This is a genomic window from Roseomonas sp. OT10 (assembly GCF_020991085.1).
Lineage (GTDB): Bacteria > Pseudomonadota > Alphaproteobacteria > Acetobacterales > Acetobacteraceae > Roseomonas > Roseomonas cutis.
Genome location: NZ_CP087719.1, coordinates 83514 through 108982, shown reverse-complemented (window position 1 = coordinate 108982; position 25469 = coordinate 83514). Strand labels below are relative to the sequence as shown.

Sequence of the window (25469 nt, the reverse complement as noted above, 5' to 3'; positions counted from 1 at the left end):
TGTGGGGAGGGCGGAGCCCTTCCCACGGGCCACGGGTGCCGACGCCGCTCATGCCGCCACTGCCGGCGCGGCGGCCTGGGCGTCCTGCCAGGCGGCGCAGAGGGTGGCGAAGCGGTGGGCCATGGCGGCGACGGCCTCGGCGTCGGTGGTGCGGCCGGCGAGCCAGGCTTCGGCGGGCTCGGCGAAGATGCTGCGGCCGATGGCGAAGCCGCGAAGGTGGGGGCAGCGGGCGGCGAGGGCGAAGGCCTGGGCCAGCTCGGGCAGGGGGGCGTCGAGGCCGAGGAGGAGGATGCCGCGGCAATAGGGGTCGTGCGCGTCGATGACCTCGGCGATGGCGGCCCAGGCGGCGGCGTCGGGCTGGGCCTCCAGCTTCCACCAGTCGGGGCGCAGGCCGAGGGCGTAGAGGCGTTCGAGGATGGCGGCGGTGGTGCCGCTCCCCAGCGGGCCGTGGCGGGAGGCGATGATCTCAACCAGGCACTCGCGGCCCTGGCGGCGGCAGGCCTCGTGATAGGCGAGCAGGGCCTCCTCCTGCTCGGCGCGCAGCGGGGCGGGGTCGTCGGGGTGGTAGAAGCAGAGGCACTTGGCGGTCTGGGTGACGGGCCATTCCAGCATGGCCATGCCCGGGTCGTGCGCGCCGTCGAAGCGCAGCGGGCGGGAGCCGGGGCGCTCCATCGGGCGGGCGAGCCACAGCTCCGTGCCCTCCGCCTCGAACAGCGCCTCGCGGCCATGGGTGCCGTCGAGCAGCATGCCGTAGCCCGGGCGGCCGCCGGCGACCTGGCGCGCCGCCTGCACCGCCAGCCGCTTGAAGGCGGCGAGGCGCGCGGGGTCGGCGCCTGCGCGCTCCGCCATCTCCTCCAGCTGGGAACGATGGTCGATGGCGAAGGCCATCAGGCTGTCGGGCAGCACGCGGCGCGTGGTGGCGTGGTGCAGGTGGTTGAGGGTGGCGTCCTTGCGCAGCGCGCGGTGCGGGCTGCCTTCGGTCAGGAAGTGCTGCAACTCCGCCCAGCTCGGGTATTCGGGCGCGCAGAGCAGGCGGGAGACGGCGAAGGCGCCGCAGGCATTGGCCCAGGTGGAGCAGGTCTCCCACCCCTCGCCGCGCAGCCAGCCGCGCAGGAAGCCGGCCATGAAGCCGTCGCCCGCACCGAGCACGTTGTACACCTCGATCGGGAAGCCGCGGCCGCGCAGCCCGTCCTCCAGCCGGTCGGGGATGGGGCCGGGGAAGACGGTGCAGCCCATCGGCCCCTGCTTCAGCACCAGCGCGGCCGGGCTCGCGGCGCGCACGGCGCGCAGGGCGTCGTGGACATCCTCGGCGCCGCCGGCGATGCGGAACTCCTCCTCCGTGCCCACGATCAGGTCGCAGAGCGGCAGCACGCTGCGCAGCACCCCGGTGACGCGGGCGGAGGCGACGTAGCGGTCCTCCCCCGCCCCGGCATGCGCCAGGCCCCAGAGGTTGGGGCGGTAGTCGATGTCCAGCGCCACCCGCCGCCCGGCGGCGCGCGCGGCGTCGATCGCGGCGCGGGAGGCGCCCTCGACGCCCGGCGTGCTGAAATGCGTGCCCGTCACCACCAGCGCGCCCGCGCGGGCGATGGCGCCGGCGTCGATGTCGGCCGCCGAGAGCGCCATGTCGGCGCAGTCCTGGCGATAGAAGATCAGCGGGAAGCCGTGGTCGTCGCGCACGCCGACGACGGCCAGCGCGGTGAGGCGGTGCGGGTCGGTGACGACGGTGGAGGTATCCACCCCCTCGCGCGTCAACTGCTCGCGGATGAAGCGCCCGAAGGCCTCGTCGCCGACGCGGGTGACGAGGCCGGCGCGCAGGCCGAGCCGGGCGCTGCCGACCGCGATGTTGGTGGGGGAGCCGCCGACCGCCTTGGCGAAGCTCGCCATGTCCTCCATCCGGCCGCCGATCTGCTGGCCGTAGAGGTCGACCGAGCAACGGCCCAGGGTGATGACATCGAGCGTGATGCCGTCGAGCTGCGGCGATTCTGCCATGGCGCCCTTGCTGTCCTGGTGGCCGGCCGCGTGTCGCGGTCAGCCATCCTCCCTTGCGGCGACTCTCGGGAGCGGCGTACAAAATGTCAATTCCATTCTGAATAATTTCAGAACATCCGTGCGAAATCAGCCTTCGCGCGACATCAGGGAGGAACGGCCATGCTGGACATCGCCGTGATCGGGGCCGGTCGGATCGGCCGCATCCATGCGCGCAACATCGCCCTGCACCCGCGGGCGCGCCTCTCCGGGGTCTCGGACCCCGACACCGCCGCGGCGGAGGCCCTGGCCGCCGCCTGCGGCAGCCGGGCGATCCCGCTGGAGGCGGCGTTCCAGGCCCGGGCGGTGCTGATCGGCTCGCCCACCCCCACCCATGCCGACTACATCGAGCGCGCGGCGGCGGCCGGCCAGGCGGTGTTCTGCGAGAAGCCGGTGGACCTCTCGGCCCGGCGGGTGCGCGACTGCCTTGCGGCGGTCGAGCGGGCGGGCGTGCCGCTGATGGTGGGCTTCAACCGGCGGTTCGACCCCAGCTTCGCCGCCCTGCAACGGCGCCTGGCGGCGGGCGAGATCGGCGCGCTGGAGATGCTGACCATCATCAGCCGCGATCCTTCGCCGCCCCCCGCCAGCTATGTCGCGCAATCCGGCGGGCTGTTCCGCGACATGATGATCCACGACCTGGACATGGCGCGCTTCCTCCTGGGCGAGGAGCCGGTGGAGATCTACGCGGCCGCGGCCGCCCTGGTGGACCCGGCGATCGGCGCGGCGGGCGACGTGGATTCCGCCGCCGTGACGCTGAAGACGGCCAGCGGGAAGCTCTGCCAGATCAGCAACTCCCGCCGCGCCACCTATGGCTACGACCAGCGCATCGAGGCGCATGGGTCGCTCGGCCTGCTGCGGGCGGGGAACATGACGCAGACCACGGTGGAATCCGCCGGGAGGTCGGGCTTCACCACCGACCCGGCGCTGCCCTTCTTCCTGGAACGCTACGACGCCGCCTACCGCGCCGAGCTGGACGCCTTCATTGCCGCGGTGCTGGACGGCAAGCCGGCGGCGCCGACCGGCGAGGACGGGCTGAAGGCCCTGCTGCTGGCGGATGCGGCGACGGAATCCGCGCGGACCGGCCAGCCGGTGCGGGTGGCGGCGTAGGGCGCCGTTCAGTCCTCGAAGTTGCTGCGGGCGCGGCGCAGGAGGGACAGCAGCATCCGCACCTCATCCGCCGTGAGGTTCTGCGTCGCACGCCGGTTCACCCCGTGGGCCTCCGGCATCAGCTCGGCCCGCAACGCCCGGCCGGAGGGGGTGAGGTGGATATGGACCTTGCGCCTGTCCGTCTCGGAGCGGACGCGATGGATCCAGCCGCCCTCCTCCAACCCGCGCAGGGCGATGACGGCGGTGGGCTCCATCATGCCGACGCGCCTGGCCAGCTCGCTCTGGGTCAGCCCGTCCTCCTCCCACAGCACGCGCAGGAAGTACCACCCGCCCGGCGCCACGCCATGCGCCTGCAGCCGGGCTTGCAGGTGGCGCTGGATGGCGCGGTTCAGGTCGCGCACGAGGAAGCCCAGGCTCTGGTCGAAGGGCAGCGGTTCCGTCAGCCCGGCGGCGGAAGGCGGCATGTCCATGCGCCATCCTAGGATGGCGCCGCCGCCGGGGGAAACCTCGCCCCGGCGGGGCCGGATGGGGGCGGCGGCGGCGCCGCCCCGGCTCCTCATGCGACGGCCTGCGCCATCTCCCGCTCGTCCTCCTCCATCTCCATGCCGGAGAGGTACGCGGCCTCCTCCTTGGAGGTGCCGAGCAGGCGCCAGTTCTCCGTCTTCGGCACCACGCCCTGATAGGAGCGCAGGGCGGCCTGGGCCAGGTGCGGCGCGGCGAGGCCGATCGGCTCCGCCCCCTCCTGGAAGCGCGCCAGGGCATCGAGCATGATGCGGCGGAACTGGATCACCGCGATGTCGCTCGCGCCCAGCCGCTCGGCGGTGCGGTCGGCGATCGGGCCCATCGACTCCCACATGGCGATATCCTGGTTCGGGATGCCCGGGATGCCGGTGAAGGAGCCGCTCCGCATCGCCTCGCGGTCCTGCAGGTAGTCGTTCTCCGCCAGCCGCTTGACCGGGCGGAAGTCGGAATCCAGGTCGACGCCCACCTGGGCGACGCAGAACTTCCGCCAGGCCTCGGTGTCGATGCCGCCGCCCGTGTTGTTCCAGGCGATGAAGTGGAAGTAGCTGCTGGTGTCGTCGCGCGGCACGATCACGCTCGCCACGTTGTAGGAGGCGTTGGGCGGGATCAGCGCGGCGAAGGGCGCGACGAAGCAGGTGATTCGCACGTAGTCGTGCGTCGCGGCATTCATGATCGGGCGGCGGATCGCGGCGTAGCGCATGCCGTAATTCGTCACCTGCACCTGGATGCGCGGGTTCTTGTCGGTGGAGGGGCGCACCCAGTGCGTCTCCAGCGCCTGCGCCTCGCCGCGCGCCGGCTTCATGTCGGAGGAGTGGAGCGAGGAGGAGTGGGCGCTGTCGATCTGCCCCTCCATGATCTGCGCCCAGTTGCAGGGAAGCTGGATGCGCACCACCGCGACCCTGGTGTCCGGCGTCGGCGCCCAGGCCGGCGCCTCGAACTCCGGCATCAGCTCGGGCGGGCCCATATAGGCCCAGACGAAGCCGCCTGCCTCGCGGGTCGGGTAGGATTTGTGCTTCACGCGCTCGGCGAAGCCGCTCTCCTTCGGCTCGGAGGGCATGTCGGTGACGTTGCCGTCCACGTCGAACTTCCAGCCGTGGTAGAGGCAGCGCAGGCCGCAATTCTCGTTGCGGCCGAAGGCCAGCGACGCCTTCCGGTGCGGGCAGAACTCGCCCAGCAGCCCGATGCGGCCCTCGCTGTCGCGGAAGGCGACGAGCCTTTCGCCGAACAGGGTGACGCGGACCGGCTTGCCGTCCGGCTCCGCCAGTTGCTCGGTCAGCAGGGCGGGCACCCAGTGGCGGCGCATGAGCTGGCCCATCGGGGCATCGCCCTCGATGCGGCAGAGCAGTTCGTTCTCTTCGGCGGTGAGCATGGGTCGCTTCCTCGCTCGCTCGGGACCAGGCGGCCGGCCGGGCTGATCGCCCGCCGTCCATTTACTTAGTGTTCTAAGTATCTTTAGCGGAAGGGGTTACTCCTGTCGAGCCCGAATCTCCGGACCGTCGGCGCGATATGTGAGAACGTCTCGCAACTTTGGAAAGAGGCCCAAAATCGTCCAGAATCCCCTTGCCGGTATTTACTTAGTCTTCTAATCAAATCCCGACGAACGGCAGGCCCGCCAGGCCGGGCTAGGGTACGGGGAGGACAGACAGGCATGGATACCGGAGAGCCGGCGCTGCTGCCGCTGCGAGTCCTGCGTTCGGAACCGGCCGCCGATGGCATCCGCCTCTTCGAGCTGCGCCACCCGCAGGGCGCGGAGCTGCCGGCCTTCACCCCCGGCGCGCACCTGTCCGTCCGCGTGCCCAGCGGCGCCATGCGCAACTACTCGATCTGCAACGACGCCGCCGAGCGCGACCGCTACGTCATCGCGGTGAAGCGCGAGGAGGGCGGGCGCGGCGGCTCGGTCAGCCTGATCGACGGGGTGAAGGAGGGCGACACGCTGGAGGTGTCGGAGCCGCGCAACCTGTTCGCCCTCGACCTGCGCGCCCCCGAATACATCTTCGTCGCCGGCGGCATCGGCATCACCCCGATCCTGTCGATGATCCGCACGATCCGCAGCCGGGGCGACAAGCCCTTCCGCCTCTACTACCTGACCCGCAACGCCGCCGGCACCGCCTTCCTGGGCGACCTGTCCGACCCCGGCCTCGCCGACCACGTGCTGATCCATCACGATGAGGGCGACATCGCCAACGCCTACGACCTCTGGCCGGTCTTCGAGGAGCCGGGCAAGGCGCACATCTACTGCTGCGGCCCCCGGCCGCTGATGGATGCGGTGAAGGACATGACCGGCCACTGGCCGGAGAACACGGTCCACTTCGAGGATTTCGGCTCCGACCTGGTCCGCCCGCGCGCCGACGACGCGCCCTTCGACATCCGCCTGGGCCGCGGGGGGGAGACGCTGAACGTCCCCGTCGGCACCACGATCCTGGAGGTGCTGCGCGCCCATGGCCGCAAGGCGCCCTCCTCCTGCGAGAGCGGCACCTGCGGCACCTGCCGCACCCGCTACCTCGATGGCGAGGTGGACCATCGCGACATGGTGCTGACGCCGGCGGAGCGGAAGTCGGCGCTGATGATCTGCGTCTCCCGGGCGAAGTCCGGCACCCTCGTGCTCGACCTGTGATGCGGCAGGACGCCGTCCAGCTCGGCGTGGTCGGCCTCGGCCGCGCCTTCATGCTGATGCTGCCGACCCTGGTGCAGCATCCGCGCCTCCGCCTCGTCGCCGCCTGCGACCCGCGGCCGGAAGCGCGCGCCTGCTTCGCGCGCGACTTCGCGGGCGCCCGCACCCACGAGGATGTCGCCGCCCTCTGCGCCGATCCGGCGGTGCAGGCGGTCTATGTCGCCTCCCCGCACCAGTTCCACCTGGATCACGTCCGTGCGGCCGCCGCGGCCGGCAAGCACGTGCTGGTGGAGAAGCCGCTCGCGCTGAGCCTGGAGGAGGCGCAGGCGATGATCGCGGCGGCGCGGGCGGGCGGCGTGCATCTGCTGGTCGGGCATAGCCATTCCTTCGATGCGCCCTATCGCCTGGCGCGGGAGATGATCCGCTCCGGCGCCTACGGCGCGCCGCGCATGATCACCGCGCTGAACGCCACGGACTACCTCTACCGCCCGCGCCGGCCGGAGGAGCTGGACACGGCGCAGGGGGGCGGCGCGATCTTCTCCCAGGCGCCGCATCAGGTGGAGGTGGTGCGCCTGCTGGCCGGGCGGCCCGCGCGGTCCATCCGCGCCGCGGCCTCGGTCTGGGACCCGGCCCGCGGGACGGAGGGCGCGTACAACGCCTTGCTCGACTTCGGCGAGGGGCTGTCGGCGACGCTGACCTACGACGGCCATGCGCATTTCGACACGGACGAGTTCCAGGGCTGGTTCGGCGAGATGGGCCTGCCGCGCGACCCCGGCCGCTACGGCGAGGCGCGGGCCGCGCTCGCCCATATCCGCTCGCGCGAGGAGGAGGCGGCGCTGAAGAACCGGCGCGCCTACGGCACGAACCTCGATGCCGGCGAGGCGCGGAGCGCGGCGCCCCCGCCCGCCTACAACCATTTCGGCCTGGTCCTGGTCTCCTGCGAGCGGGCCGCGCTGCGGCCGACGCCGCAGGGCGTGATGGTCCATGGCGACACGGAGCGCCGCTTCGAGGCCCTGCCGCCCCCCGCCGTCGCGCGGCAGGAGGTGGCGGAGGAGCTGTACGACGCGGTCGCGCGGGGCATCCCGCCGCTGCATTCCGGCGAGTGGGGCCTGGCCACGCTGGAGATCTGCCTGGCGCTGCTGGAATCCGCCCGCACGGGGCGGGAGGTCGCGCTGCGCCATCAGGGGGCTGGGTGAGTCAGGGCGGCCCGCCAGGCGGCGGCGCCGGGGATTCTGGGGAGAGAACGATGCTGGACGATCCATTCTCGCGCCGCGCCGCGCTGCGGCTGGGGCTCGGCACGACATTGGGGCTGGCGCTGGCGGGGCAGGCGCGGGCACAGCGCGGCGTCGCGCGCGTGGTCGTGCCCTATCCGCCCGGCGGCACCACCGACGTCACCGCGCGTCTGCTGGTCAACCGCATGGCGGAGACGCTGAACCAGACGCTGGTGATCGAGAACCGCTCCGGCGCCAACGGTGCCGTGGGGGCGCAGGAGGTGGCGCGTTCCGCGCCGGACGGGCAGACGCTGCTCTACTCGAACGAGGTCCACCTCGTGCTGAAGTTCGTGCAGCGCGGCGTGCCCTTCGACGCCATCGCCGACTTCACCCCGGTCACGCGCACGGTCAGCATCCCCTACGTGCTGGTGGGCGGGGCGGAGCACGTGAAGCAGGCGGAGATCCGCAGCCTGGTCGACGCGGTGAGGCGCGAGCCCAACCGCTTCGCCTTCGCCGGCTCCACCCTGGGCTCCGTCGGCCAGCTCGGCGCCGCGGCGCTGGGGCAGAAGCTGGGGGCGGATCTGACGATCGTGGCCTATCGCGGCTCCGGCCCCGCGGTGAACGACCTGATCGCCGGCTCGGTCGCGCTGATGTTCGCCCCGCTCGGTGCCGTGCTGCCGCTGATCCAGGGCGGGCAACTCCGCGCCTTCGCCGTCACCGCGCCAGGGCGCGTCGCCATCCTGCCGGAGGTGCCGACGATGGCGGAGGCCGGCCATCCGGAGATGCTGTTCGAGGGCTGGACGGCGATCTGGGGCCCGAAGGGCCTGCCGGCGGCCAAGGTGGAGGAGATCCGCAAATCCGCCGACGCCGCCCTGCGCGACCCCGCGATCGTGCAGCGCCTGACCGAGCTCGGCTGCGCCCCGATCCACGAGAGCAGCGCCGACTTCGCGAAGCTGCAGATCGCGGAGCAGGATCGCAACGGCGCGATCATCCGCGCCGCCGGCATCCGGCCGGAATAGGGCGCCGGCCATGGCCCTGATCCGGATCGAGGCGGCGCGCGACGAGGCCTCGGGGAAATACTTCCTCGAGATCTACCGGCCGCATGACGCGCCCTCCCCCTTCGTCACCACGCAGCCGCGCTACCAGTCGGCCGCGGCGGCGGAGAACGACGCCATCGCCATCCTCGCGGCCGCGGCCAGCATGCCGCGCCGCCAGGGCGGCTGAATCCGGGCGGCCAGCCCCGGCCGCCCCCTTGCCTGCCCTGCCGGATGCGGCAGGGTGCCCGCCAGCCATCCGGGAGTCGCCCGTGACCAAGCTTCGCCTGTCCCTCGCCATCGGCGACTACGACCGCATCCGCCCCCTGGTGGACGGCACGGTGCAGATCGACGGGGTGGACCCGGTCTTCAGCATCCTGGACCCGGAGGAGATCTTCTTCCGCGCCTTCAAATACGCGGATTTCGACATCTGCGAGCTCTCGCTCTCCTCCTTCACGGTGAAGACCGCGGCCGGGAACTGCCCCTATGTCGGTATCCCCGTCTTCCCCTCCCGCGCCTTCCGGCACACCTCCGTCTACATCCGCACCGACCGCGGCATCGAGCGGCCGGAGGACCTGAAGGGGCGGCGCATCGGGCTGCCGGAGTACCAGCTCACCGCCAATGTCTGGGTGCGCGCCCTGCTGGAGGAGTACGGCGTCCGCCCCGCCGACGTCACCTGGGTGCGCGGCGGCTACGAGCATCCGGGGCGCGAGGAGAAGATCGCGCTGAACCTGCCGCCGGAGGTGCGGCTGGAGAATCTGCCGCCCGGCGCCACCCTGTCCTCCGCCCTGGCGGAGGGGACGCTGGACGCGGTGATCGGGCCGCGCGCCCCGTCCTGCTTCGATCGCGGCCATCCGCAGGTGGGGCGGCTCTGGGCCGATCCGGTGCAGGCGGCGTCGGAGTGGTACGGCCGGACCCGCATCTTCCCGATCATGCACCTGCTGGGCATCCGCAAGGATGTGGCGGAGCAGCACCGCTACCTGCCCGGGGCGCTGTACAAGGCCTTCGAGGAGGCCAAGTCGGCGGCGCTGGCGAAGCTTTCCAACACCGCCGCCACCAAGGTGACCCTGCCCTTCGTGGAGGAGCAGCTGCAGCGCGCCCGCGCCCTGATGGGCCCGGACTTCTGGTCCTATGGCCTGGAGCCGAACCGCCACGTGCTCGACGCCTTCCTCGAGGCGCACCACGCCCAGGGCCTCTCCCCCCGCCGCCTGACGCCGGAGGAGCTGTTCCACCCGGCGTCGCTGGAGGTCTTCCGGCTGTAGGCGCCCATTTGTAGGCGCCGACGCGCTCCGGCCCGGCCTCAGCCCTTGCCCTTCGGCGCCTCCCGCTCGACGAGGCGGGCATAGAGCGCGGCGCCGAATGGGATGGCGTCGTCGTTGAAGGCATAGCCCGGGTGGTGCGGCGAGAAGCCGTCGCCGTTGCCCAGGTGGATGTAGGCGCCGGGCACCTTCTCCATCATGAAGGAGAAGTCCTCCGACCCCATGCCGGGCGCGGTGTCGCGCTCCACGGCGGCCTCGCCCACCAGCTCGGCGGCGGCGTCGGCATAGGCGGTGGTCAGGGCGGCGTCGTTCACGGTGGGGGCGAAGATCAGGCGATAGTCCACCGTGGCGGTCGCGCCGAGCCCGGCGGCCACGCCCTCCGCCACGCGGCGGATGCCGGCCTCGATCTGCTCGCTGACCTCGCGGGCGAAGAAGCGCGCCGTGCCGGCCAGCGAGGCGGTCTGGGGGATGACGTTGTAGGCGTCGCCGCCCGTCACCTTGGTCACGCTCACCACCGCCGCCTCGCGCGGGTTGACGTTGCGCGCGACGATGGATTGCAGCGCGGTGGCGATGTGGCAGGCGGCCAGCACCGGATCGACGCTCATCTCCGGCCGCGCGCCGTGCGCGCCCTTGCCGGACACGGTGATGTCGAAGAAGGCGCCGCCGGCGGCGAAGGAGCCGGCGCCGATCCCGTACCGGCCCACGGGCATGCCGGGGCGGTTGTGCATGCCGAAGATGGCGTCGCAGGGGAAGCGGTCGAACAGCCCGTCCTCCAGCATCGCCAGCGCGCCGCCACAGCCCTCCTCGCCCGGCTGGAAGATGAAGGTCACCGTGCCGTCGAAGTTCCGCGTCTCCGCGAGATACCGCGCCGCGCCGAGCAGCATCGTCGTGTGCCCGTCATGGCCGCAGGCGTGCATCTTGCCGGGCACGGTGGACTTGAAGGGCAGGTCCGTCAGCTCCGTCAGCGGCAGCGCGTCCATGTCGGCGCGCAGGCCGATGGCGCGGTGGCCGTTGCCACTGGTCAGCACGCCGACCACGCCGGTCTTGCCGACGCCGCGATGCACGGTGATGCCCCAGCTCTCCAGCAGCGTCGCGACGATCTCCGCGGTGCGGTGCTCCTCCATCCCCAGCTCCGGATGCTGGTGCAGGTCGTGGCGGAGCGCGACCAGCTCCTCCTGGTAACGGCGGATGTGGTCGATGGCGGACATGACGGAACCCTCGGGGACGGCGCGATGGCGGGCGGGTTAGCAAGGACGGTGCCGTTGATCGAGTCCCGGCCGGCATTTGACCTCCCGGCCCGAAGCACGAAAGCTGGCGCCCCATCCCCGCCACGGCCGGAGACCATCCGATGACCCCGGAAGAGAAGCTTGCCGCCCTGGGCCTGGTGCTGCCGCAGGCGGCCATGCCCTCCGCCAACTACGTGCCCTTCCGCCTGGCGGGGAACCTGCTCTTCCTCTCCGGCCAGGGACCCCGCAGGCCGGATGGCGGCTATGAGACCGGCCGCGTCGGCCGGGAGGTGACGACGGAGCAGGCCTACCGGCATGCCCGCACGGTCGGGCTTGGCCTGCTGGCCACGGCCAAGCTGGCGGTGGGGGAGCTCAGCCGCATCTCCGCCGTGGTGAAGCTGCTGGGCATGGTCAACGCGGAGCCCGATTTCGGCGAGCACCCGCAGGTCATCAACGGCTGCTCCGACCTGCTGGTGGAGGTTCTGGGCGAGGCCGGGCGCCACGCCCGGTCCGCGGTCGGCATGGGCTCGCTGCCCAACCGCATGACGGTGGAGATCGAGGCGATCCTGCTGGTGCAGTAGCCCAGGGCCGGGCGGCCGCGGCGCGCCTCTCGACAGGCGATCGGAAACCGGCGAAGGCCGGGGGCATGTCCGACCCCGTCCGCGATATCGCCACCCTGCTGCGGCTGGAGCAGGCCGCCCTCACCGCCGTCCCGGCGCCGCGCGTCGCCTGGGACGGTCCGTTCGTCATCCGCGGCTTCCACGGCGGGACGGGGCGCGCCAATGCCGCCTGCTCGCTCGACCCCTCGCCCGACCCCGGGCTGGCCGCCCGGGTGGAGCGCATCGAGTCGGACTACGCCCGCTGGGGCCTGTCGGCGCGCTTCCGCAGCACCCCGCTGGACCCGCCGGGGCTGGAGGCCCTGCTGCGGGAACGCGGCTATGCCGAGGCGGAGGGGGCCTGCGTCATGGCCGGTCCCCTGGCGGGGCTGAGCCTGGCCGGGCGGCCGCCGGTGGTGGAACGGCTGGACGGTCCGGCACCGGACTGGCTGGCCGTGCTCGCCACGGCGGACTACCAGACGGAGGCCCGCCGGGCCGAGAAGGCGGAAGCGCTGCCGATGATGGCCCGCCCTGCCGTCTGGCTGCTGCGGCGGGAGGAAGGGATCCCCGCCGCCGCGGCCCAGATGGTGGCGGACGGCCCCCTCTGCGGCGTCTTCGACGTGGCGACCGACCCGGCACACCGGCGCCGTGGCCTGTCACGGCAGGTCCTGGCGGAGGGTGCCGCCTGGGCCGCCGGCCATGGCGCCTCGATCGCCTGGCTGCAGGTCGCCCCTTCCAACACGACGGCGCGGGCGCTGTACGCGGCCCTCGGCCTCACCGAGATCTACCGCTACCGCTACTTCGTCCGCCGCTGAGGTGGCGGCTGCCCGGGCCTGACGCCGCAGGGCCTCTCGACGCCCTGCGCCGGCGACGGGCCTTCGGCGGCGCCGGAGCTTCCGCCGCGCCTCCGGTCGGACAGGCCGGAAACGAAAAAGGGCCGGTCCTTGCGGACCGGCCCTGTTCCTGAAGCGACCCGGGAAGGCCGCCCTGCAGGCCGCTCGGACGGGCCAGCCGGAAGGCCAGCCCGTCCTCGCGATCAGCGCAGGACGATCTCCACGCGGCGGTTCTGCGGCTCGCGCACGCCGTCGGCGGTCGGCACCAGCGGGCGGCTCTCGCCGAACGCCTGGATGACCATCTCGGAGCGGGAGATGCCGTTGCGGGCCAGCTCGGCCGCCACCGCCTCGGCGCGGCGCTGCGACAGGCGCTGGTTGTACTGCGGCGAACCGGAGCGGTCGGCGTGGCCGGCCACCTCGATGCGCGTGCTGGACACCCGGCGGGCGTTCTGCGCCGCCTCGGCGATGATCTGCCGGGCGCGGTCCGTCAGGTCGGCGCGATCCCAGTCGAAGAACACCAGGTAGGTCCGGGCCGCCTCGGCCGGCGCCGGGGCCGGGGCCACGGGCACCGGAGCCGGACGCGGCGCGTTGAACGCGTAGCGCAGGCCGATGAACGCCGAGTGGTTGTTGTTGTCGACCGAGACCTTGCTGCGGGACACGACGTCGCCGCTCGCGACGTTGGTCACGTTGGCGTCGAGGTCGGACGACAGCGAACCCTGGTAGCGGTACTCGGCGGTCAGGGCCAGGCCCGGCACGCCCTGGATCGGGAAGGCCAGACCGACGATGCCCTGGTAGCCGAACTGGCCCTCACGGTCGTCGATCTTCAGGCGCGAGGCGCCGGCGGTGCCCGAGCCGAAGCGCGCGGTCACGTCGTCGTAGTCATGCCACAGGTAGCCCAGGCCGGCGCCGATGTACGGCACGACCGGGGTGAACTGCGGGATGAAGGACGGCATCACGAAGTCGTACAGGACGTTGGCCATCGCGCCGTAGGTGCGGGCGGTGCCGCCCACGCCGTAGGTCGGGACGCCGAAGGCCCGGACGTTGTCGATGTCGTTCTGGCGATAGGTGCCCTCGACCTCGACGCGCACGCCGTTGCCAAAGCCATAACCCAGCGCGACGACGCCGCCGAAGCCGAGGTCGTAGGTCGTCTTGACGGTGCGGTTCTGCAGGCCAGTCGCGTTGCCGAGGACGGCGGCGAGCGGGGTGTTCACGGCGTAGCCGCTGCTGTCGCTCTGCAGCCAGTTCGCGCCGGCACCGGCACCGATGTACAGGCCAGTGACAGGCTGCGCCTGGGCGGCGAGCGGCAGCGACAGCATCGTCGCAGCCAGTAGCGCCTTCCGAAGGCTCATCTTCAAATTCTCCCCTCGATCCCTAAGGGCCAATTCCGCCGCGCACTGGGAACAGCCCCCGAGTCCGACGCGACGTGCACCAGCTAACTAACACTCCCGACGCGGCCGTGCATCGGCCTACGTCTCGTTTCCGCATCACTGTGGCGCAGGTGACACGGGCCCTTCCTGCAGCCGCCCCAGACGGGCCAGGAGGGGGTCTTCCGCCGCGTCCCGCAGGCTTCCGAGCGGCAGCAACAGGTTGGCATGGCCCATTTTTCGGCCCGGGCGCGCCGCCGACTTCCCGTAAAGGTGAAGATGCACGTCCCGCGCGTGCAGCAGGCCAGCACAGGCCGACATGCCCTCGGCACCGATCAGGTTCCGCATCACCGCATCGGCATGCCGCGCGGCATCCCCGACCGGCAGCCCCGCCACGGCCCGGGCATGCTGCTCGAACTGGCTGATTCCACAGGCATTCATGGTCCAGTGGCCGGAGTTGTGCGGCCTGGGCGCGATCTCGTTCCCCAGCAGCCGCCCATCGGGCAGCAGGAACAGCTCGACCGCCGCCACCCCCACCAGCTCCAGCTCCTCCACGACCCGGGCCGCGTGCTCCCGCGCCCGGCGGGCGACGGCCTCGGGCACCCGGGCAGGGGCGAAGCTGGTATCGAGAATGTGATGACGGTGCCGGTTCTCCACCACGTCGTAGGTGACGGTGGTGCCGTCCACGCCCCGCGCCGCGATGGCCGAGACCTCCAGCACGAAGGGCACGAAGGCTTCCAGGATCAGCGGCCGGGGCGACAGGCGCTCCCAGGCCGCATCGAGATCCGCGGGATCGCGCAGCACCGCCTGGCCGCGCCCGTCATAGCCGAGGCGCGAGGTCTTCAGCACTGCCGGCAGGCCGATCGCGGCCACCGCGGCATCCAGCTCCGCCCGGTCCCGCACCGCGCGCCAGGGCGCGACCGGCACCCCGGCCTCGGCCAGGAAGGCCTTCTCCCGCAGCCGGTCCTGGCAGATGGACAGGGCACGCGGCCCGGGCCGGCAGGGGACCAGCCCACCAAGCGTCGCCAGCGTGTCGGCGGGGACGTTCTCGAACTCGAAGGTCACCACGTCCACGGCAGCCGCGAAGCGGCGCAGCGCCGCCACGTCCTCGTAGGGCGCGACGGTCCGCGCCGCCGCGACCTGCATGCCCGGGCTGTCGTCCTCGGGCGCGTAGACGTGGCAGCGATAGCCCAGCGAGGCCGCCGCCAGGGCCGTCATCCGCCCCAGCTGGCCGCCGCCCAGGATGCCGATGGCCGCGCCGGGCGGCAGGGGCGCGACGGTCCCGCTCACTCTGCGGCCTCCGGCTGCGGGGAGTCCGGCACCGCCTCGGTCTGCGCCGCCCGGTGGGCGGCGAGCCGCTGCGCCAGCGCCGGATCGGTACCGGCCAGGATAGCCGCCGCCAGCAGCGCCGCGTTGATCGCCCCGGCCCGGCCGATCGCCAGCGTCCCCACCGGGATGCCGGCCGGCATCTGCACGATGGAGAGCAGGGAGTCCTGCCCGCGCAGCGCGTGGCTCTCCACCGGCACGCCCAGCACCGGCAGCGTGGTCAGGGACGCCACCATGCCGGGCAGGTGCGCGGCCCCCCCGGCCCCGGCGATGACGACGCGCAACCCGCGGTCGGCGGCGGTCTTCGCATAGGCGTACATCCGGTCCGGCGTGCGGTGCGCGGAAACCACCCGGGTCTCGTGCGGGATCTCCAGCGCCACCAGCATCTCGGCGGCGTGGCGCATCGTCTCCCAGTCGGAGCGGCTGCCCATGATGACGCCGACCAGCGGCGCCTCCGGCGGGTTCGGGATGTCGCTCATGCGATGATGTCCGGCAGCAGGCGGCTTTCCAGCCAGGCGATCTCGTCCTTCAGCCGCAACTTGCGCTTCTTGAGGCGTTGCAGCTGGAGCTGGTCCATCGGCCCCTCGCCCATGCGCGCGATCACGGTGTCCAGGTCGCGATGCTCGCTGCGAAGTTCGTGCAAGCGGCGGAGGAGGCTGTCACGGTCGGCGAGCATCGTGTCGGGCGCGGCAGTTTCCAGGGGGGTCGCCCCGAGGGGCGGGCCGGCCATAACATGACGGCGGCGGCCGCGACAGCCGCCAAGAACGGGAGAAGGAACCGGATGCTCATGCAGACCGCGCCACGCCTGCGCTCGCTCGAGGATCGTCATGCCTCCCTGGAGGACAAGCTGGCCGCCGAGGCCAGCCGTCCCCGCCCCGATGAGCTGGAGCTCGCCCGGCTGAAGCGGGAGAAGCTGAAGATCAAGGAGGAGATGGAACGACTGAGGGCACCGGCGCCGGAGGACCGCCCCTCGGCCTGAGCCCCTTCGGGGGCGGCGCCAACCGGCCCCGCCCCCTCCCCCCGCGTCTTCGGGCGCTGCCCCCGGGGCCGGCCCGGTGTCGCGCCGGCCCGGTGTCGCGGATGTGCGGCCCGGGCCGGGCAACACCCCGGGATGCCCGGCCGTTCTGGCTTGCCGCGCCCGAAGGGCCGGCGGCCAGGGAGGGCCGCAGCGCATGCCGCGTGACACCGCCAGCGAGGACGCCGCTATCGTGGCGCCGCAGGAGGCCGCGGCGTCCGCCGGGCTGCGCTACGTCTCCGACGAGGCGCCCGGCATCCGCCGGCACCGTGCCGGGCGAGGCTTCTCCTACCGCATGCCGGACGGGACGCGCCTGTCCGACCCGGCCACGCTGGCCCGCATCCGTGCCCTGGCCATCCCGCCCGCCTATCGCGACGTCTGGATCTGCCCGCGCGAGGACGGGCACATCCAGGCCACCGGCCGGGACGAGCGCGCGCGCAAGCAGTACCGCTACCACCCCCGCTGGCGCGCGGTGCGCGATGCGACGAAGTACGGGCACATGCTGGACTTCGCCCGCGCCCTGCCACGCATCCGCGCCCGGGTGGCGGCGGACATGGCCCGGCGCGGCCTGTCGCGCGAGACGGTGCTGGCCACCATCGTCCACCTGCTGGAGACGACGCTCATCCGCGTGGGCAACGAGGACTACGCGGCCAGCAACGGCAGCTACGGGCTGACGACGCTGCGGAACCGGCACGTGGCGGTGGAGGGCGGCGCCCTGCGCTTCGCCTTCAAGGGCAAGAGCGGCCGTACCTGGAGGCTGAAGGTCTCGGACCGCCGCGTGGCGCGGATCGTCCGCGCCTGCCAGGACCTGCCGGGGCAGGAACTGTTCCGCTATGTGGACGAGGAGGGCGTGCCGCAATCCGTCGGCTCGGCGGAGGTCAACGCCTACCTGCGCGACATCAGCGGCCAGGACATCACCGCGAAGGACTTCCGCACCTGGGCCGGGACGGTCCTGGCGGCCATGGCGCTGCGCGAGTTCGAGCGGGTGGACAGCCAGGCGGCGGCAAAGCGCAACCTGCGCGCGGCGATCGGGCGCGTGGCGGCGCGGCTGGGCAACACGCCAACCGTCTGCCGCCAGTGCTACATCCATCCCGGGGTGATGGCGCGGTACATGGACGGCCGCCTCGCCCTGGACGTGGCCGAGGCGGCCCGGACGGAACTGCGCGAGGACATCGCCAGCCTGCGCCCGGAGGAAGCGGCCGTCCTCGCCCTCCTCAGCCTCCCAGCCGCCAGGGAGAAGCGGTCAGGACGCTGACGGGCGGCCGGCGGAGCCAGGCCACGCCCGGCGGCCGGTCTCAGGCGGAATCCCGTAGGATGCCGGCTAGGACGGCCCCGCGCGCCAGAGACGCAGGGTGACGCGGCGGCCACGGGTGTAGTTGAAGCCTTCGACCTGTCCGGCCGCGGCCGGCGAGAGGGAGAGGGCGGCGACTTCCGCCGCGAAGGCGGTGGCCTGGCGCTCCTCCACCGCGACCAGCCGCGTCTCGCCGAGGCGCTGCCCCTCCGCCAGGAAGCGGGCCGCCTCCGCGCCGTCGCGCAGCAGCCGCACCGGCGTCCCGAGGGTGAAGACGGCGGAGGGCTCGTGGTGCCCGACCAGCCCGACCTGCCCAGCCGGGATGCCACCCGGCACCGCGGCCGCGGCGCTGGCCACCGCCACACCCAGCTGGCGCGACACCCAGGGGGCCTGGAGCCGGGGAAGCACCGCCTGCATCACCACCCATTGCAGCGGGATGGCGAGCAGCGCGGCGGCCAGCCCGGCCCGGCCCCATTCCCCCGACCGGCCGTGCACGGCAACACGCCAGACCAGCAGCGCCGCCGCCGGCACGGCAAGCAGCGCCGCCGGATCGACGCGCCGGTCGGCCAGCCAGGGCAGCAGCGCCGCGCCGATCCCCAGCCCCGTCGCCACCCCGCCCAGGGCCAGCCAGCCCAGCCCGGCCAGCCAGCGCGGCGTCGGGCGGCGCAGGGGGTCCAGCGCCCAGGCGGCGGCCAGCAGCATCAGCGGCGGGAAGGCCGGCAGGACGTAGTGCGGCAGCTTGGTCGAGACCGCCTCGAACAGCAGCCAGGTCGGCGCCGCCCAGGCCAGCAGGAAGCGCACGGGCGGCTGGAGCCGCCGGGTCCAGGCATAGGGCAACGCCCGCAGCACCAGGAAGGCCCCGGGAAAGGCGGTGAGGCCGAAGGTCAGAAGGTAATAGCCGGGCGGGCCCCAATGCGCCTCCTCGCCGGAGCCGACCTTGGACAGCATGTCGCCGCCCACGGCCTGGGCGAAGAAGCGCCCCTCCGTGGCGATCCCGATGGCGACCAGCCAGGGCAGGGCGATGGCCAGCATCAGCGGCACGCCCCAGCCCGGACGCAGCGCGCGCCACCAGGAATGCGGCATCTCCTGTCCGGGGAGGGCAGAGGGTGCGGTGCGCCGGCCGGTCGCGGCGGTGCCGCCCCAGCTGCGGTCGGCCGCGGCCAGGGTGATGCCGGCCAGCAGCGGCACCATGGGCCCGATCGGGCCCTTCAGCAGCACGCCCACGCCCAGCGCCAGCCAGAAGCCCGCCGCCTGCCGCGGGGTGAAGGTCTCGGGCGAGAGGTAGGCGCGGCCCATCAGCCCCATGGCGACCGCGACCGTGGCCAGCAAGGCCGCGTCGGTCTTGGCGATGTGCACCTCGACGCACAGCACCAGGGCGGCCGCCAGCAGCGCCGCGCCGAGGAAGGCCGCCCGCCGGCCGACCAGCGCCCGGCCGAGCGAGAAGGTCGCCAGCACCGCGATCCAGGCGCCCAGCGCCGAGGGGAAGCGATAGGCCCAGATGGCGTCGCGCGCGGGGATGCCCACCGCCTCCAGCGCCGTCACCGTCCCGGCCTGGGCCCAGTGGATGCCGACCGGCTTCTTGTTCCGCTCCTCCTCCTGGTTGCGGATCCGCACCCAGTCGCCCGTCTCGACCATCTGGCGGGAGGCCTGGGCGAAGCGGCTCTCGTCCCGGTCGCCCGCAGGAAGCGTGAAGAAGCCGGGCAGCCAGAGCAGCAGGCAGAGCAGGCTCAGCAGGAGCCGGGGCCGCTGCGTTTCCGGCAGCCGGTCGAGGAAGAGCTGGGCCATGATGGGCCGCGCCTCTAGACCGCTTTACGCGCGAAGGCCATGCGTGACCGTGCGGCGCGGGTCTGTCCCGCGCCGTGCCGGCTGCGCCCGCCCCCTGGCAAGCCGCGGCGCATGGCGACATACCGCACGCATGGCCGAGACACCCCGCCGCCCCGACCGCCCCCGCCGGGGGCCGGCTCGCCCCATCGCCCCCAGGCCCCCTGCCGCAGCCGCAGCGGGCGGCAACCCCACCCGGCGCGCCGCCGCCGCCCTGCTGGCCGCGGTGCTGGAGCAGCACCGCCCGCTGGAGGAGGCACTGGACGCGCTGCCGCCGATCGAGGCGCGCGACCGCTCCGCCGCGCACCGCATCGCCTCCGCCGTGCTGCGCCGCCTGGGCTCGCTGGACGCGGCGCTGGAGCCGTGGCTGCGGCGCGAGCCGCCGGCGCCGGCCCGGCTGGCGCTGCGCATCGGCGCGGCCGATCTGTGGCTGCTGGGCACGCCGCCACACGCCGCCGTCTCCGCGGCCGTGGATCTGGCGCCGCGCCCCCTGGCCGGCTTGGTGAACGCGGTGCTGCGCAAGGCGGCCGCCGCGGGCCCGGCCGCGCTGGAGGAGCTGGACGGCGAGCGGCTGGACACGCCCGGCTGGCTCTGGACCGCCTGGCACGCCGCCTACGGCCCTGCGGTGCGGGCCATCGCCCGGGCGCACCGGAGCCCGGCGCCGCTGGACCTTTCCCTGGCACCCGGTACCGTGCCCCCGGAGGGCGCCGTGCTGCTGCCCACCGGCACCGCCCGCCTGCCGGCCGGGACGCGCTTCGCCGACCTGCCCGGCGCCGAGGGTCCCGGCTTCTGGGCCCAGGATGCGGCGGCGGCCCTGCCGGCGCGGCTGCTGGCGGCGCGGCCGGGCGAGCGGGTGGCCGATCTCTGCGCCGCGCCGGGAGGCAAGACCGCGCAGCTCGCCGCGACCGGCGCGACGGTGGTGGCGGTGGAGAAGGAGTCCCGCCGCGCCATCCGGCTGCGCGAGAACCTCGCCCGCCTGGCCCTGCCGGCCGAGGTGGTGGAGGCCGATGCGCTGCAATGGGGTGAGGAGGAGCGCTTCGACGCCATCCTGCTGGACGCCCCCTGCACCGCGACGGGGACCATCCGCCGCCACCCGGATGTGCCCTACCTCAAGCGCGCGAGCGACGTGCCGGCCCTGGCGGAGCTACAGCGCGCCCTGCTGGCGGTGGCGGCGAGGCGCCTGGCGCCGGGCGGGCGGCTGGTGCTGGCCACCTGCTCACTGCAGCCGGAGGAGGGGGAGGCCCACCTGGCTGCCGCCGCGGCGCTGGGTCTGCGCCCCGATCCGGTGCGGCCGGAGGAGCTGCCGGGGCTGGAGGCGGCGCTGACCCCGGACGGCGCGGTGCGCACCCGGCCCGACCTGTGGGCGGAGCAGGGCGGGATGGACGGCTTCTTCATGGCGCGCTTCCGCGGGGCGGGCTGATCCGTCCAGGCCGGTCCCCCTGGCCGAAGGGCCCGGCCGGCCCCGTCAGCCGAACGGCAGGCGCAGCCCCGGCTCGCGCCAGGGAAGCTCGGCCAGCCGGCCCGTGGCGGAGAGCGTGACCCAGGCGGTGGTCATCCCCGGCCCGCCGAAGCAGATGTTGGTTGGCATCGGGTCGGGCATCGCCACCACGTCCACGATCCTCCCCTCCGGCGAGACGGTGGTGATCTCGCCCGCCACCAGCGTGGCGACGACGATGTTGCCCGACGCCGCGATGGCCAGGCTGTCCAGCCGGCGGTAGCCGGGGAACTGGCAGACCAGCCGGCCGCCATGCGGGCTCGGCCAGGGCGCCTTCCGCACCGTGCCGCTGCCGGTCACGTCCCAGGCCCAGAGCCGGCCCGTCTCCGTCTCGGCGACATAGACCACGCGGCCGTCCGGCGAGACGCCGACGCCATTGCCGCCGCCCGGGATGGGATGCGCCGCCTCGACGATGCGCGAGCCGTCGGCGGCGGCCCAGTAGAGCCCGCCATGGTCGCGGTCCCGCGCCCGGGACTTGCCGAGGTCGCTGAACCAGAAGCCCTCCTGCCCGTCGAACATCAGGTCGTTGGGACCCTTGAGCGGGTGCCCGTCCACCCGGTCGTAGAGGCGCCGGATCGCGCCGGTCCGGGGATCGACCGTTTCGATCCGCCCCGTCTCGTAGTCGGCGGCCTGGCCGCAGGGGCGCAGGTACCCGCCCTCCTCGGTGAAGGCGAAGCCGCCGTTGTTGCAGAGGAAGAGGAGCCCGTCCGCGCCCAGGGCCAGCCCGTTCGGCCCGCCGGGCACCGCGGCGATGGTGGACGTGCCACCGTCGGGCGCCACGCGGGTGATGCGCCGCGCCTCGATCTCCACCAGGGCGACGCTGCCATCCGGCATGGCGACCGGCCCCTCGGGAAAGCGCAGGCCATCGGCCAGGATCTTCATGCGGGCGTTCCCTAGCGAATTCTTCAGTCTGTCCCGCGGGAGCCGCGATGCGGCTGCGCCGGAGCGCCTTGCGGTGCGGGCGCAGCGTGCCGCCGGGGCGGGCGGCTGGGAAGGCAGGCCGGCCAGGCCAGGATGAGGGCGAGCCGAGAGAGCACCGGCGCCATTCCCGCCGCCCCTGTTCGACGGGCCCCAACCCTCGCGGTCGCCTGGGCCGGTTCCTTGCCCCGGGCGCCAGGCCCGGGTGGGCCAGGGGTTGCAAACCCGGCACGATGCTTCCGGGCCACGATACGCAGCCCAGTATGCCACGCCCTGGCATCCACGCTGCGGCCTTGTCGTTTCCAGGGCTGCAACTCAGTGGCGGGACCCGGCCATGTGTGACGTCCTTTTGGTGGAAGACGATGAACTCGTCCGCGAGGCGCTGCTGATGGCGTTGGAGGAGGAGGATTTCGTGGTGAGGAGCGCCTCGGACCCGGCCGAGGCGCTCCAGATCCTGGGCTCCGAGCCTCATTGCGGCGTCCTGGTGACGGATATCGACCTGGGCGTGCAGGGCCTGGACGGCTTCGAGATGGCGACCCAGGCGCGGCGGGTTCAGCCGGATGTCCGGGTCATCTTCATGACGGGCAGGGTCTGGCGGCTGGAGGACCGGCCGCTGCGGTCGAATGAGCGCGCCCTGCCAAAGCCGTTCAAGCCGACCGAACTGATCTCACTGGTCACCAAGCTTCTGTAGGTCGCGAGGCGGGTGCGGGGCATCATCCGCCGTTGCCGAGGGGGGTTCCGCCGCCTCCCGTCCGGGCCTGCGCCTTCTCACCTCCCGGCCACCGCCATCGCGGCCCCTTGCCGCGACGGCAGGGAGGCAAGACGGGCCGAAGCTTCCTTGCGCGACACCCCGGCGGAGACGTTCCGCAGGCTGGGGTATTCGGCGACCTCTTCCGCATCCGGGCCTCCGGTTCCTACCGGTGGGGATGGACCGTCCCTTCGGACCAGGGATGAACCGCGCCGGGTTTGGCGGAGGCTGTTTGGCGTGAGTCAGGCCGCCAGGGCTATGGCCTCCTGGGCGGCATAGTAGCGCGCCTCCGCCTCGGCGGGCGGGATGTTTCCGATCGGCTCGAGGAGGCGGCGGTTGTTGAACCAGTCCACCCATTCGAGGGTGGCGAACTCGACGCCCTCCAGGCTGCGCCACGGGCCGCGGCGCCGAATGACCTCGGTCTTGAACAGGCCGATGACGCTCTCGGCCAGCGCGTTGTCGTAGCTGTCGCCGACGCTGCCGACCGACGGCTCGATGCCCGCTTCCGCCAGGCGCTCGGTGTAGCGGATAGACACGTATTGGACCCCGCGATCGCTGTGATGGATCAGCCCCATGCCCTGGACAGGCCGCCGGTCATGCAGCGCCTGCTCCAGGGCATCCAGGACGAAGCCAGCATGGGAGGTGCGCGACACCCGCCAGCCGACGATCCGCCGCGCGAAGGTGTCGATGACGAAGGCGACGTAGACGAAGCCCTGCCAGGTCGCGACGTAGGTGAAGTCCGACACCCAGAGCAGGTTCGGCCGCGGCGCCAGGAACTGCCGGTTTACCCGGTCGGCCGGGCATGGCGCGCCCTTGTCGGGCACCGTCGTCCTGGTCTCCTTGCCACGCACCACGCCGCGCAGGCCCATCTGGCGCATCAGCCGCGCCACCGTGCAGCGGGCGACCGACGTCCCCTCGCGGCCGAGCTGGCGCCAGACCTTCCGCACGCCGTAGACGCCGAAGTTCTCGGCGTGGACCCGCCGCACCTCCGCCCGCAGCATGCTGTCCCGCTGCGACCTGGCCGAGCCCAGAGTGGGATCGGCGCGGCGCGCGGCATGGGCGTGGTAGGTGGACGGGGCGATCGGCAGAACCCGGCAGATCGACTCGACCCCGTACACGCCCCGATGATCGTCGATGAAGGCGATCATGGCTTCGACCGGCGGTCGAGCTCCGCCAGGGCAAAATACGCTGATGCCTTGCGCAGGATCTCGTTCGCCTGGCGCAGCTCGCGGTTCTCCCGCTCCAGCGCCTTGATGCGATCCCGATCCTCGCTCGTGGGCCCGGCACGCTTGCCGCGGTCACGCTCGGCCTGCCGGACCCAGCGACGCAGCGTCTCCGCCGTGCAGCCGATCTTCGCCGCGATCGAGCCAATCGCCGCCCATTGCGAGCCATGCTCCCCGGCGCCGTCCAGCACCAGCCGCACCGACCGCTCCCGAACCTCAGGCGAGTAGCTCGCCGCCGTCTTCTTCGCCGTCATCGCTCCATCCTCTCAACGGTTGGAGCCTCCGCCAAACCCGGCGCGGTTCAGGGACGCGGGTCCGGCCGGACAAGGTTCTCAGCTTGCGGGACGATCCCGTAGGGTGTGCCCGTGGGCATGAGCAAAGGACAGAGGCCGGAATGAGCGAGGACCAGTATGGCGTGCTGCCGCGGGGGATCAATCATCTCGGGCTGACCGTTCCGGACCTCGATATCGCCACGCGCTTCCTCACGGACGGGCTGGGTGCGCGCTGGTGCTACGACGGCCTGACACAGGACGATCCGCCACGCGAGGGACCGGAGGTGGAACGCCAGCTGGGACTGCCGCCCGGTTCACGTATCGTCCGCCAGCGCCTGATGCGCATCGGCAACGGCCCCAACCTGGAGATATTCGAGGTCCAGACGAGAGATCCGGCAGAGCCCATTGGACTTGCCGACCGCGGATGGAACCACATCAGCGTCTACTGCGACGATCTCCAAAGCGCGCTGCGGCGGATCGTTGATGCCGGTGCAAGGCCACTGTCCGAAGTGCACGGCAACTCACGCCACGAAGACACGCCCGGGAACGGCAGCGTCTATGTGGTCCCGCCCTGGGGTGGCCTCATCGAGCTTCAGTCGATCCCGGGCGGGAACTACTATCCGAGTGACAGTCAGGCGGACGCCTGGTTGCCAAGGCCGTTCGGTCGTGTCCCGGCAGGTGGTGTAGGGGCTGTCCGTTCCTGAGTGGGCGGTCACCGCGGTGGTTCATGGCAGGGTTGGGTTGCTGAGACCGACAACCTGAACCTCGGACCACCACGATGACCGACGACAAGACTGACCTTCGCGAGATGCTGGCGAAAGGCTCGGACGGATCGTCTCGGTGGCCGTGACCATCTACGAGGCGGACGGCGCCGTGCAGGGCCGGGTGCTGTTTCTGCTCGACGAGGTCCGCCGGCTGGGGCCGATGAAGATCCTGGAGGTCGCCCGCGACGCCGGCCGCAAGTACGGGATCACCCTGCAACTGCTCTACCAGGCCGAGGACCAGCTCCTGGAACAGTGGGGCCGACAGGGCCGCAACGCCTGGTTCGACAGCGTGAGCTGGCGCATGTACGCCGCCGTGCAGAACACCGACACCGCGAAGTCGGTCTCGGACGCGGCCGGCGGGCACTCGGTGCTGGCCGAGAGCGAGGGCCGCAGCACCGGCAGTCAGGGCAAGCCCCTGGAAGCCGGGTCGCGCTCCAAGGGCACCAGCATGAACCGGCACGAGATGGCGCGCGCGCTGATCCGCCCCGACGAACTGCTGCAGGACGTGCGCGGTGACGAGGCCTTCGTGTTCGCCCGTGGCTCCAGGCCGCTGCGCTGCGGGCGCGCGATCTACTTCCGCCGACCCGAACTGTGCGCGGCGATCGAGGCCAGCCGCTTCCACAAGCAGGCGGCGGAATAGGAGGACGGCATGTCCGACACCAGGGGTTCCAACCCATCCCGCGGCACCGCGCCGCGCCGGGCGGAAGCGTCCCCCACGGCCGGCGCCAGCTCGTCAAAGCTGGCGCAGGGGCAAGCCTTGGCCGCGACGCAATACTGGCAGGGGATGGCCGCCGCCGGCCGAGCTGCG

General features: G+C 72.9%; 25 protein-coding genes and 1 other annotated feature. Of the genes, 14 read left to right on the top strand and 11 right to left on the bottom strand.

Translation table 11 applies throughout. The annotated features are described in order from the left end of the window. Positions 1-48 precede the first annotated feature (48 nt). Positions 49-1989 (bottom strand): bifunctional 5-dehydro-2-deoxygluconokinase/5-dehydro-2-deoxyphosphogluconate aldolase, encoded by a 1941-nt coding sequence (locus tag LPC08_RS00600; RefSeq protein ID WP_230450803.1) that lies wholly within the window; start codon positions 1987-1989, stop codon positions 49-51. Positions 1990-2148: 159 nt separating this feature from the next. Here LPC08_RS00600 and iolG point away from each other — a divergent pair, with 159 nt between their 5' ends. Further along, a complete protein-coding gene (gene iolG / locus LPC08_RS00595) occupies positions 2149-3132 on the top strand; it encodes an inositol 2-dehydrogenase (RefSeq protein ID WP_230450802.1) in 984 nt (327 codons plus the stop codon). Positions 3133-3140: 8 nt separating this feature from the next. Here iolG and LPC08_RS00590 read toward each other — a convergent pair whose 3' ends face one another. Next, complete coding sequence (locus LPC08_RS00590) at positions 3141-3602, bottom strand: MarR family winged helix-turn-helix transcriptional regulator (RefSeq protein WP_230450801.1); 462 nt, start codon at positions 3600-3602, stop codon at positions 3141-3143. Positions 3603-3688: 86 nt separating this feature from the next. Beyond that, positions 3689-5023, bottom strand: a complete 1335-nt coding sequence (locus tag LPC08_RS00585; RefSeq protein ID WP_230450800.1) for a Rieske 2Fe-2S domain-containing protein — start codon at positions 5021-5023, stop codon at positions 3689-3691. 279 nt (positions 5024-5302) lie between these two features. On the opposite strand from LPC08_RS00585, the gene LPC08_RS00580 reads away from it, so the two are divergent. From LPC08_RS00580 to LPC08_RS00560, 5 genes are all read left to right on the top strand, one after another. Further along, positions 5303-6268, top strand: coding sequence for a PDR/VanB family oxidoreductase (locus LPC08_RS00580; protein WP_230450799.1), 966 nt, complete (start codon positions 5303-5305; stop codon positions 6266-6268). After that, positions 6268-7461 carry a Gfo/Idh/MocA family oxidoreductase gene (locus tag LPC08_RS00575; RefSeq protein WP_230450798.1) on the top strand — a complete coding sequence of 398 codons (1194 nt, stop codon included), beginning with the start codon at positions 6268-6270 and terminating at the stop codon, positions 7459-7461. The genes LPC08_RS00580 and LPC08_RS00575 overlap by 1 nt, the downstream gene beginning before the upstream one ends. A gap of 50 nt (positions 7462-7511) precedes the next feature. Beyond that, entirely contained in the window at positions 7512-8495 is a 984-nt protein-coding gene (locus LPC08_RS00570) for a Bug family tripartite tricarboxylate transporter substrate binding protein (protein WP_230450797.1), read from the top strand. Positions 8496-8505: 10 nt separating this feature from the next. Continuing rightward, a complete protein-coding gene (locus tag LPC08_RS00565) occupies positions 8506-8700 on the top strand; it encodes a hypothetical protein (RefSeq protein WP_230450796.1) in 195 nt (64 codons plus the stop codon). 82 nt (positions 8701-8782) lie between these two features. Then, entirely contained in the window at positions 8783-9772 is a 990-nt protein-coding gene (locus tag LPC08_RS00560; RefSeq protein WP_230450795.1) for an ABC transporter substrate-binding protein, read from the top strand. 38 nt (positions 9773-9810) lie between these two features. Here LPC08_RS00560 and LPC08_RS00555 read toward each other — a convergent pair whose 3' ends face one another. Further along, positions 9811-10977: a M20 aminoacylase family protein gene (locus tag LPC08_RS00555; protein ID WP_230450794.1), complete on the bottom strand. Its 1167-nt coding sequence runs from the start codon at positions 10975-10977 to the stop codon at positions 9811-9813. Between the two features lie 140 nt (positions 10978-11117). On the opposite strand from LPC08_RS00555, the gene LPC08_RS00550 reads away from it, so the two are divergent. Together LPC08_RS00550 and LPC08_RS00545 are read left to right on the top strand one after the other, a co-directional pair. Beyond that, complete coding sequence (locus LPC08_RS00550; protein ID WP_230450793.1) at positions 11118-11576, top strand: RidA family protein; 459 nt, start codon at positions 11118-11120, stop codon at positions 11574-11576. Between the two features lie 65 nt (positions 11577-11641). Beyond that, a complete protein-coding gene (locus LPC08_RS00545; protein WP_230450792.1) occupies positions 11642-12406 on the top strand; it encodes a GNAT family N-acetyltransferase in 765 nt (254 codons plus the stop codon). 221 nt (positions 12407-12627) lie between these two features. Here LPC08_RS00545 and LPC08_RS00540 read toward each other — a convergent pair whose 3' ends face one another. From LPC08_RS00540 to LPC08_RS00525, 4 genes are all read right to left on the bottom strand, one after another. After that, positions 12628-13773 carry an OmpA family protein gene (locus LPC08_RS00540; protein WP_230450791.1) on the bottom strand — a complete coding sequence of 382 codons (1146 nt, stop codon included), beginning with the start codon at positions 13771-13773 and terminating at the stop codon, positions 12628-12630. 135 nt (positions 13774-13908) lie between these two features. Next, on the bottom strand, positions 13909-15078 hold the full coding sequence (locus LPC08_RS00535) for a 5-(carboxyamino)imidazole ribonucleotide synthase (protein WP_255702292.1): 1170 nt from the start codon (positions 15076-15078) through the stop codon (positions 13909-13911). Then, positions 15075-15593 carry a 5-(carboxyamino)imidazole ribonucleotide mutase gene (gene purE / locus LPC08_RS00530; RefSeq protein WP_230450790.1) on the bottom strand — a complete coding sequence of 173 codons (519 nt, stop codon included), beginning with the start codon at positions 15591-15593 and terminating at the stop codon, positions 15075-15077. Before purE ends, LPC08_RS00535 begins: the two co-directional genes overlap by 4 nt. Then, positions 15590-15790: a YdcH family protein gene (locus tag LPC08_RS00525; RefSeq protein WP_230450789.1), complete on the bottom strand. Its 201-nt coding sequence runs from the start codon at positions 15788-15790 to the stop codon at positions 15590-15592. The genes purE and LPC08_RS00525 overlap by 4 nt, the downstream gene beginning before the upstream one ends. 105 nt (positions 15791-15895) lie before the next feature. On the opposite strand from LPC08_RS00525, the gene LPC08_RS00520 reads away from it, so the two are divergent. Further along, entirely contained in the window at positions 15896-16093 is a 198-nt protein-coding gene (locus tag LPC08_RS00520; RefSeq protein ID WP_370643274.1) for a YdcH family protein, read from the top strand. Positions 16094-16286: 193 nt separating this feature from the next. After that, positions 16287-17384, top strand: coding sequence for a DNA topoisomerase IB (locus tag LPC08_RS00515; protein ID WP_230450788.1), 1098 nt, complete (start codon positions 16287-16289; stop codon positions 17382-17384). A gap of 66 nt (positions 17385-17450) precedes the next feature. Here LPC08_RS00515 and LPC08_RS00510 read toward each other — a convergent pair whose 3' ends face one another. Then, positions 17451-19205: an ArnT family glycosyltransferase gene (locus LPC08_RS00510; RefSeq protein WP_304622052.1), complete on the bottom strand. Its 1755-nt coding sequence runs from the start codon at positions 19203-19205 to the stop codon at positions 17451-17453. Between the two features lie 130 nt (positions 19206-19335). Between LPC08_RS00510 and LPC08_RS00500 the strand changes: the two genes are divergently transcribed. Continuing rightward, positions 19336-20661: a transcription antitermination factor NusB gene (locus LPC08_RS00500; protein WP_230450787.1), complete on the top strand. Its 1326-nt coding sequence runs from the start codon at positions 19336-19338 to the stop codon at positions 20659-20661. A gap of 45 nt (positions 20662-20706) precedes the next feature. On the opposite strand, the gene LPC08_RS00495 is transcribed toward LPC08_RS00500, so the two are convergent. Continuing rightward, positions 20707-21618, bottom strand: coding sequence for an SMP-30/gluconolactonase/LRE family protein (locus LPC08_RS00495; protein ID WP_230450786.1), 912 nt, complete (start codon positions 21616-21618; stop codon positions 20707-20709). A gap of 388 nt (positions 21619-22006) precedes the next feature. Here LPC08_RS00495 and LPC08_RS00490 point away from each other — a divergent pair, with 388 nt between their 5' ends. After that, complete coding sequence (locus tag LPC08_RS00490; RefSeq protein ID WP_230450785.1) at positions 22007-22345, top strand: response regulator; 339 nt, start codon at positions 22007-22009, stop codon at positions 22343-22345. 299 nt (positions 22346-22644) lie between these two features. On the opposite strand, the gene LPC08_RS00485 is transcribed toward LPC08_RS00490, so the two are convergent. Then, positions 22645-23879, bottom strand: a protein-coding gene (locus LPC08_RS00485) for an IS3 family transposase (RefSeq protein ID WP_230449651.1) whose coding sequence is annotated in 2 segments (ribosomal slippage) — positions 22645-23585 and positions 23585-23879 — 1236 coding nt in all. Because the reading frame shifts where the segments join, the coding sequence is not laid out codon by codon here. After that, positions 23476-23592, bottom strand: a sequence feature (AL1L pseudoknot). Its footprint overlaps the gene before it by 117 nt. A 140-nt stretch (positions 23880-24019) precedes the next feature. On the opposite strand from LPC08_RS00485, the gene LPC08_RS00480 reads away from it, so the two are divergent. Both LPC08_RS00480 and LPC08_RS00475 read left to right on the top strand, forming a co-directional pair. Further along, entirely contained in the window at positions 24020-24601 is a 582-nt protein-coding gene (locus tag LPC08_RS00480) for a VOC family protein (RefSeq protein ID WP_230450784.1), read from the top strand. Positions 24602-24743: 142 nt separating this feature from the next. After that, positions 24744-25301 carry a type IV secretory system conjugative DNA transfer family protein gene (locus tag LPC08_RS00475; RefSeq protein WP_230450783.1) on the top strand — a complete coding sequence of 186 codons (558 nt, stop codon included), beginning with the start codon at positions 24744-24746 and terminating at the stop codon, positions 25299-25301. The last annotated feature ends 168 nt before the right edge of the window (positions 25302-25469 follow it).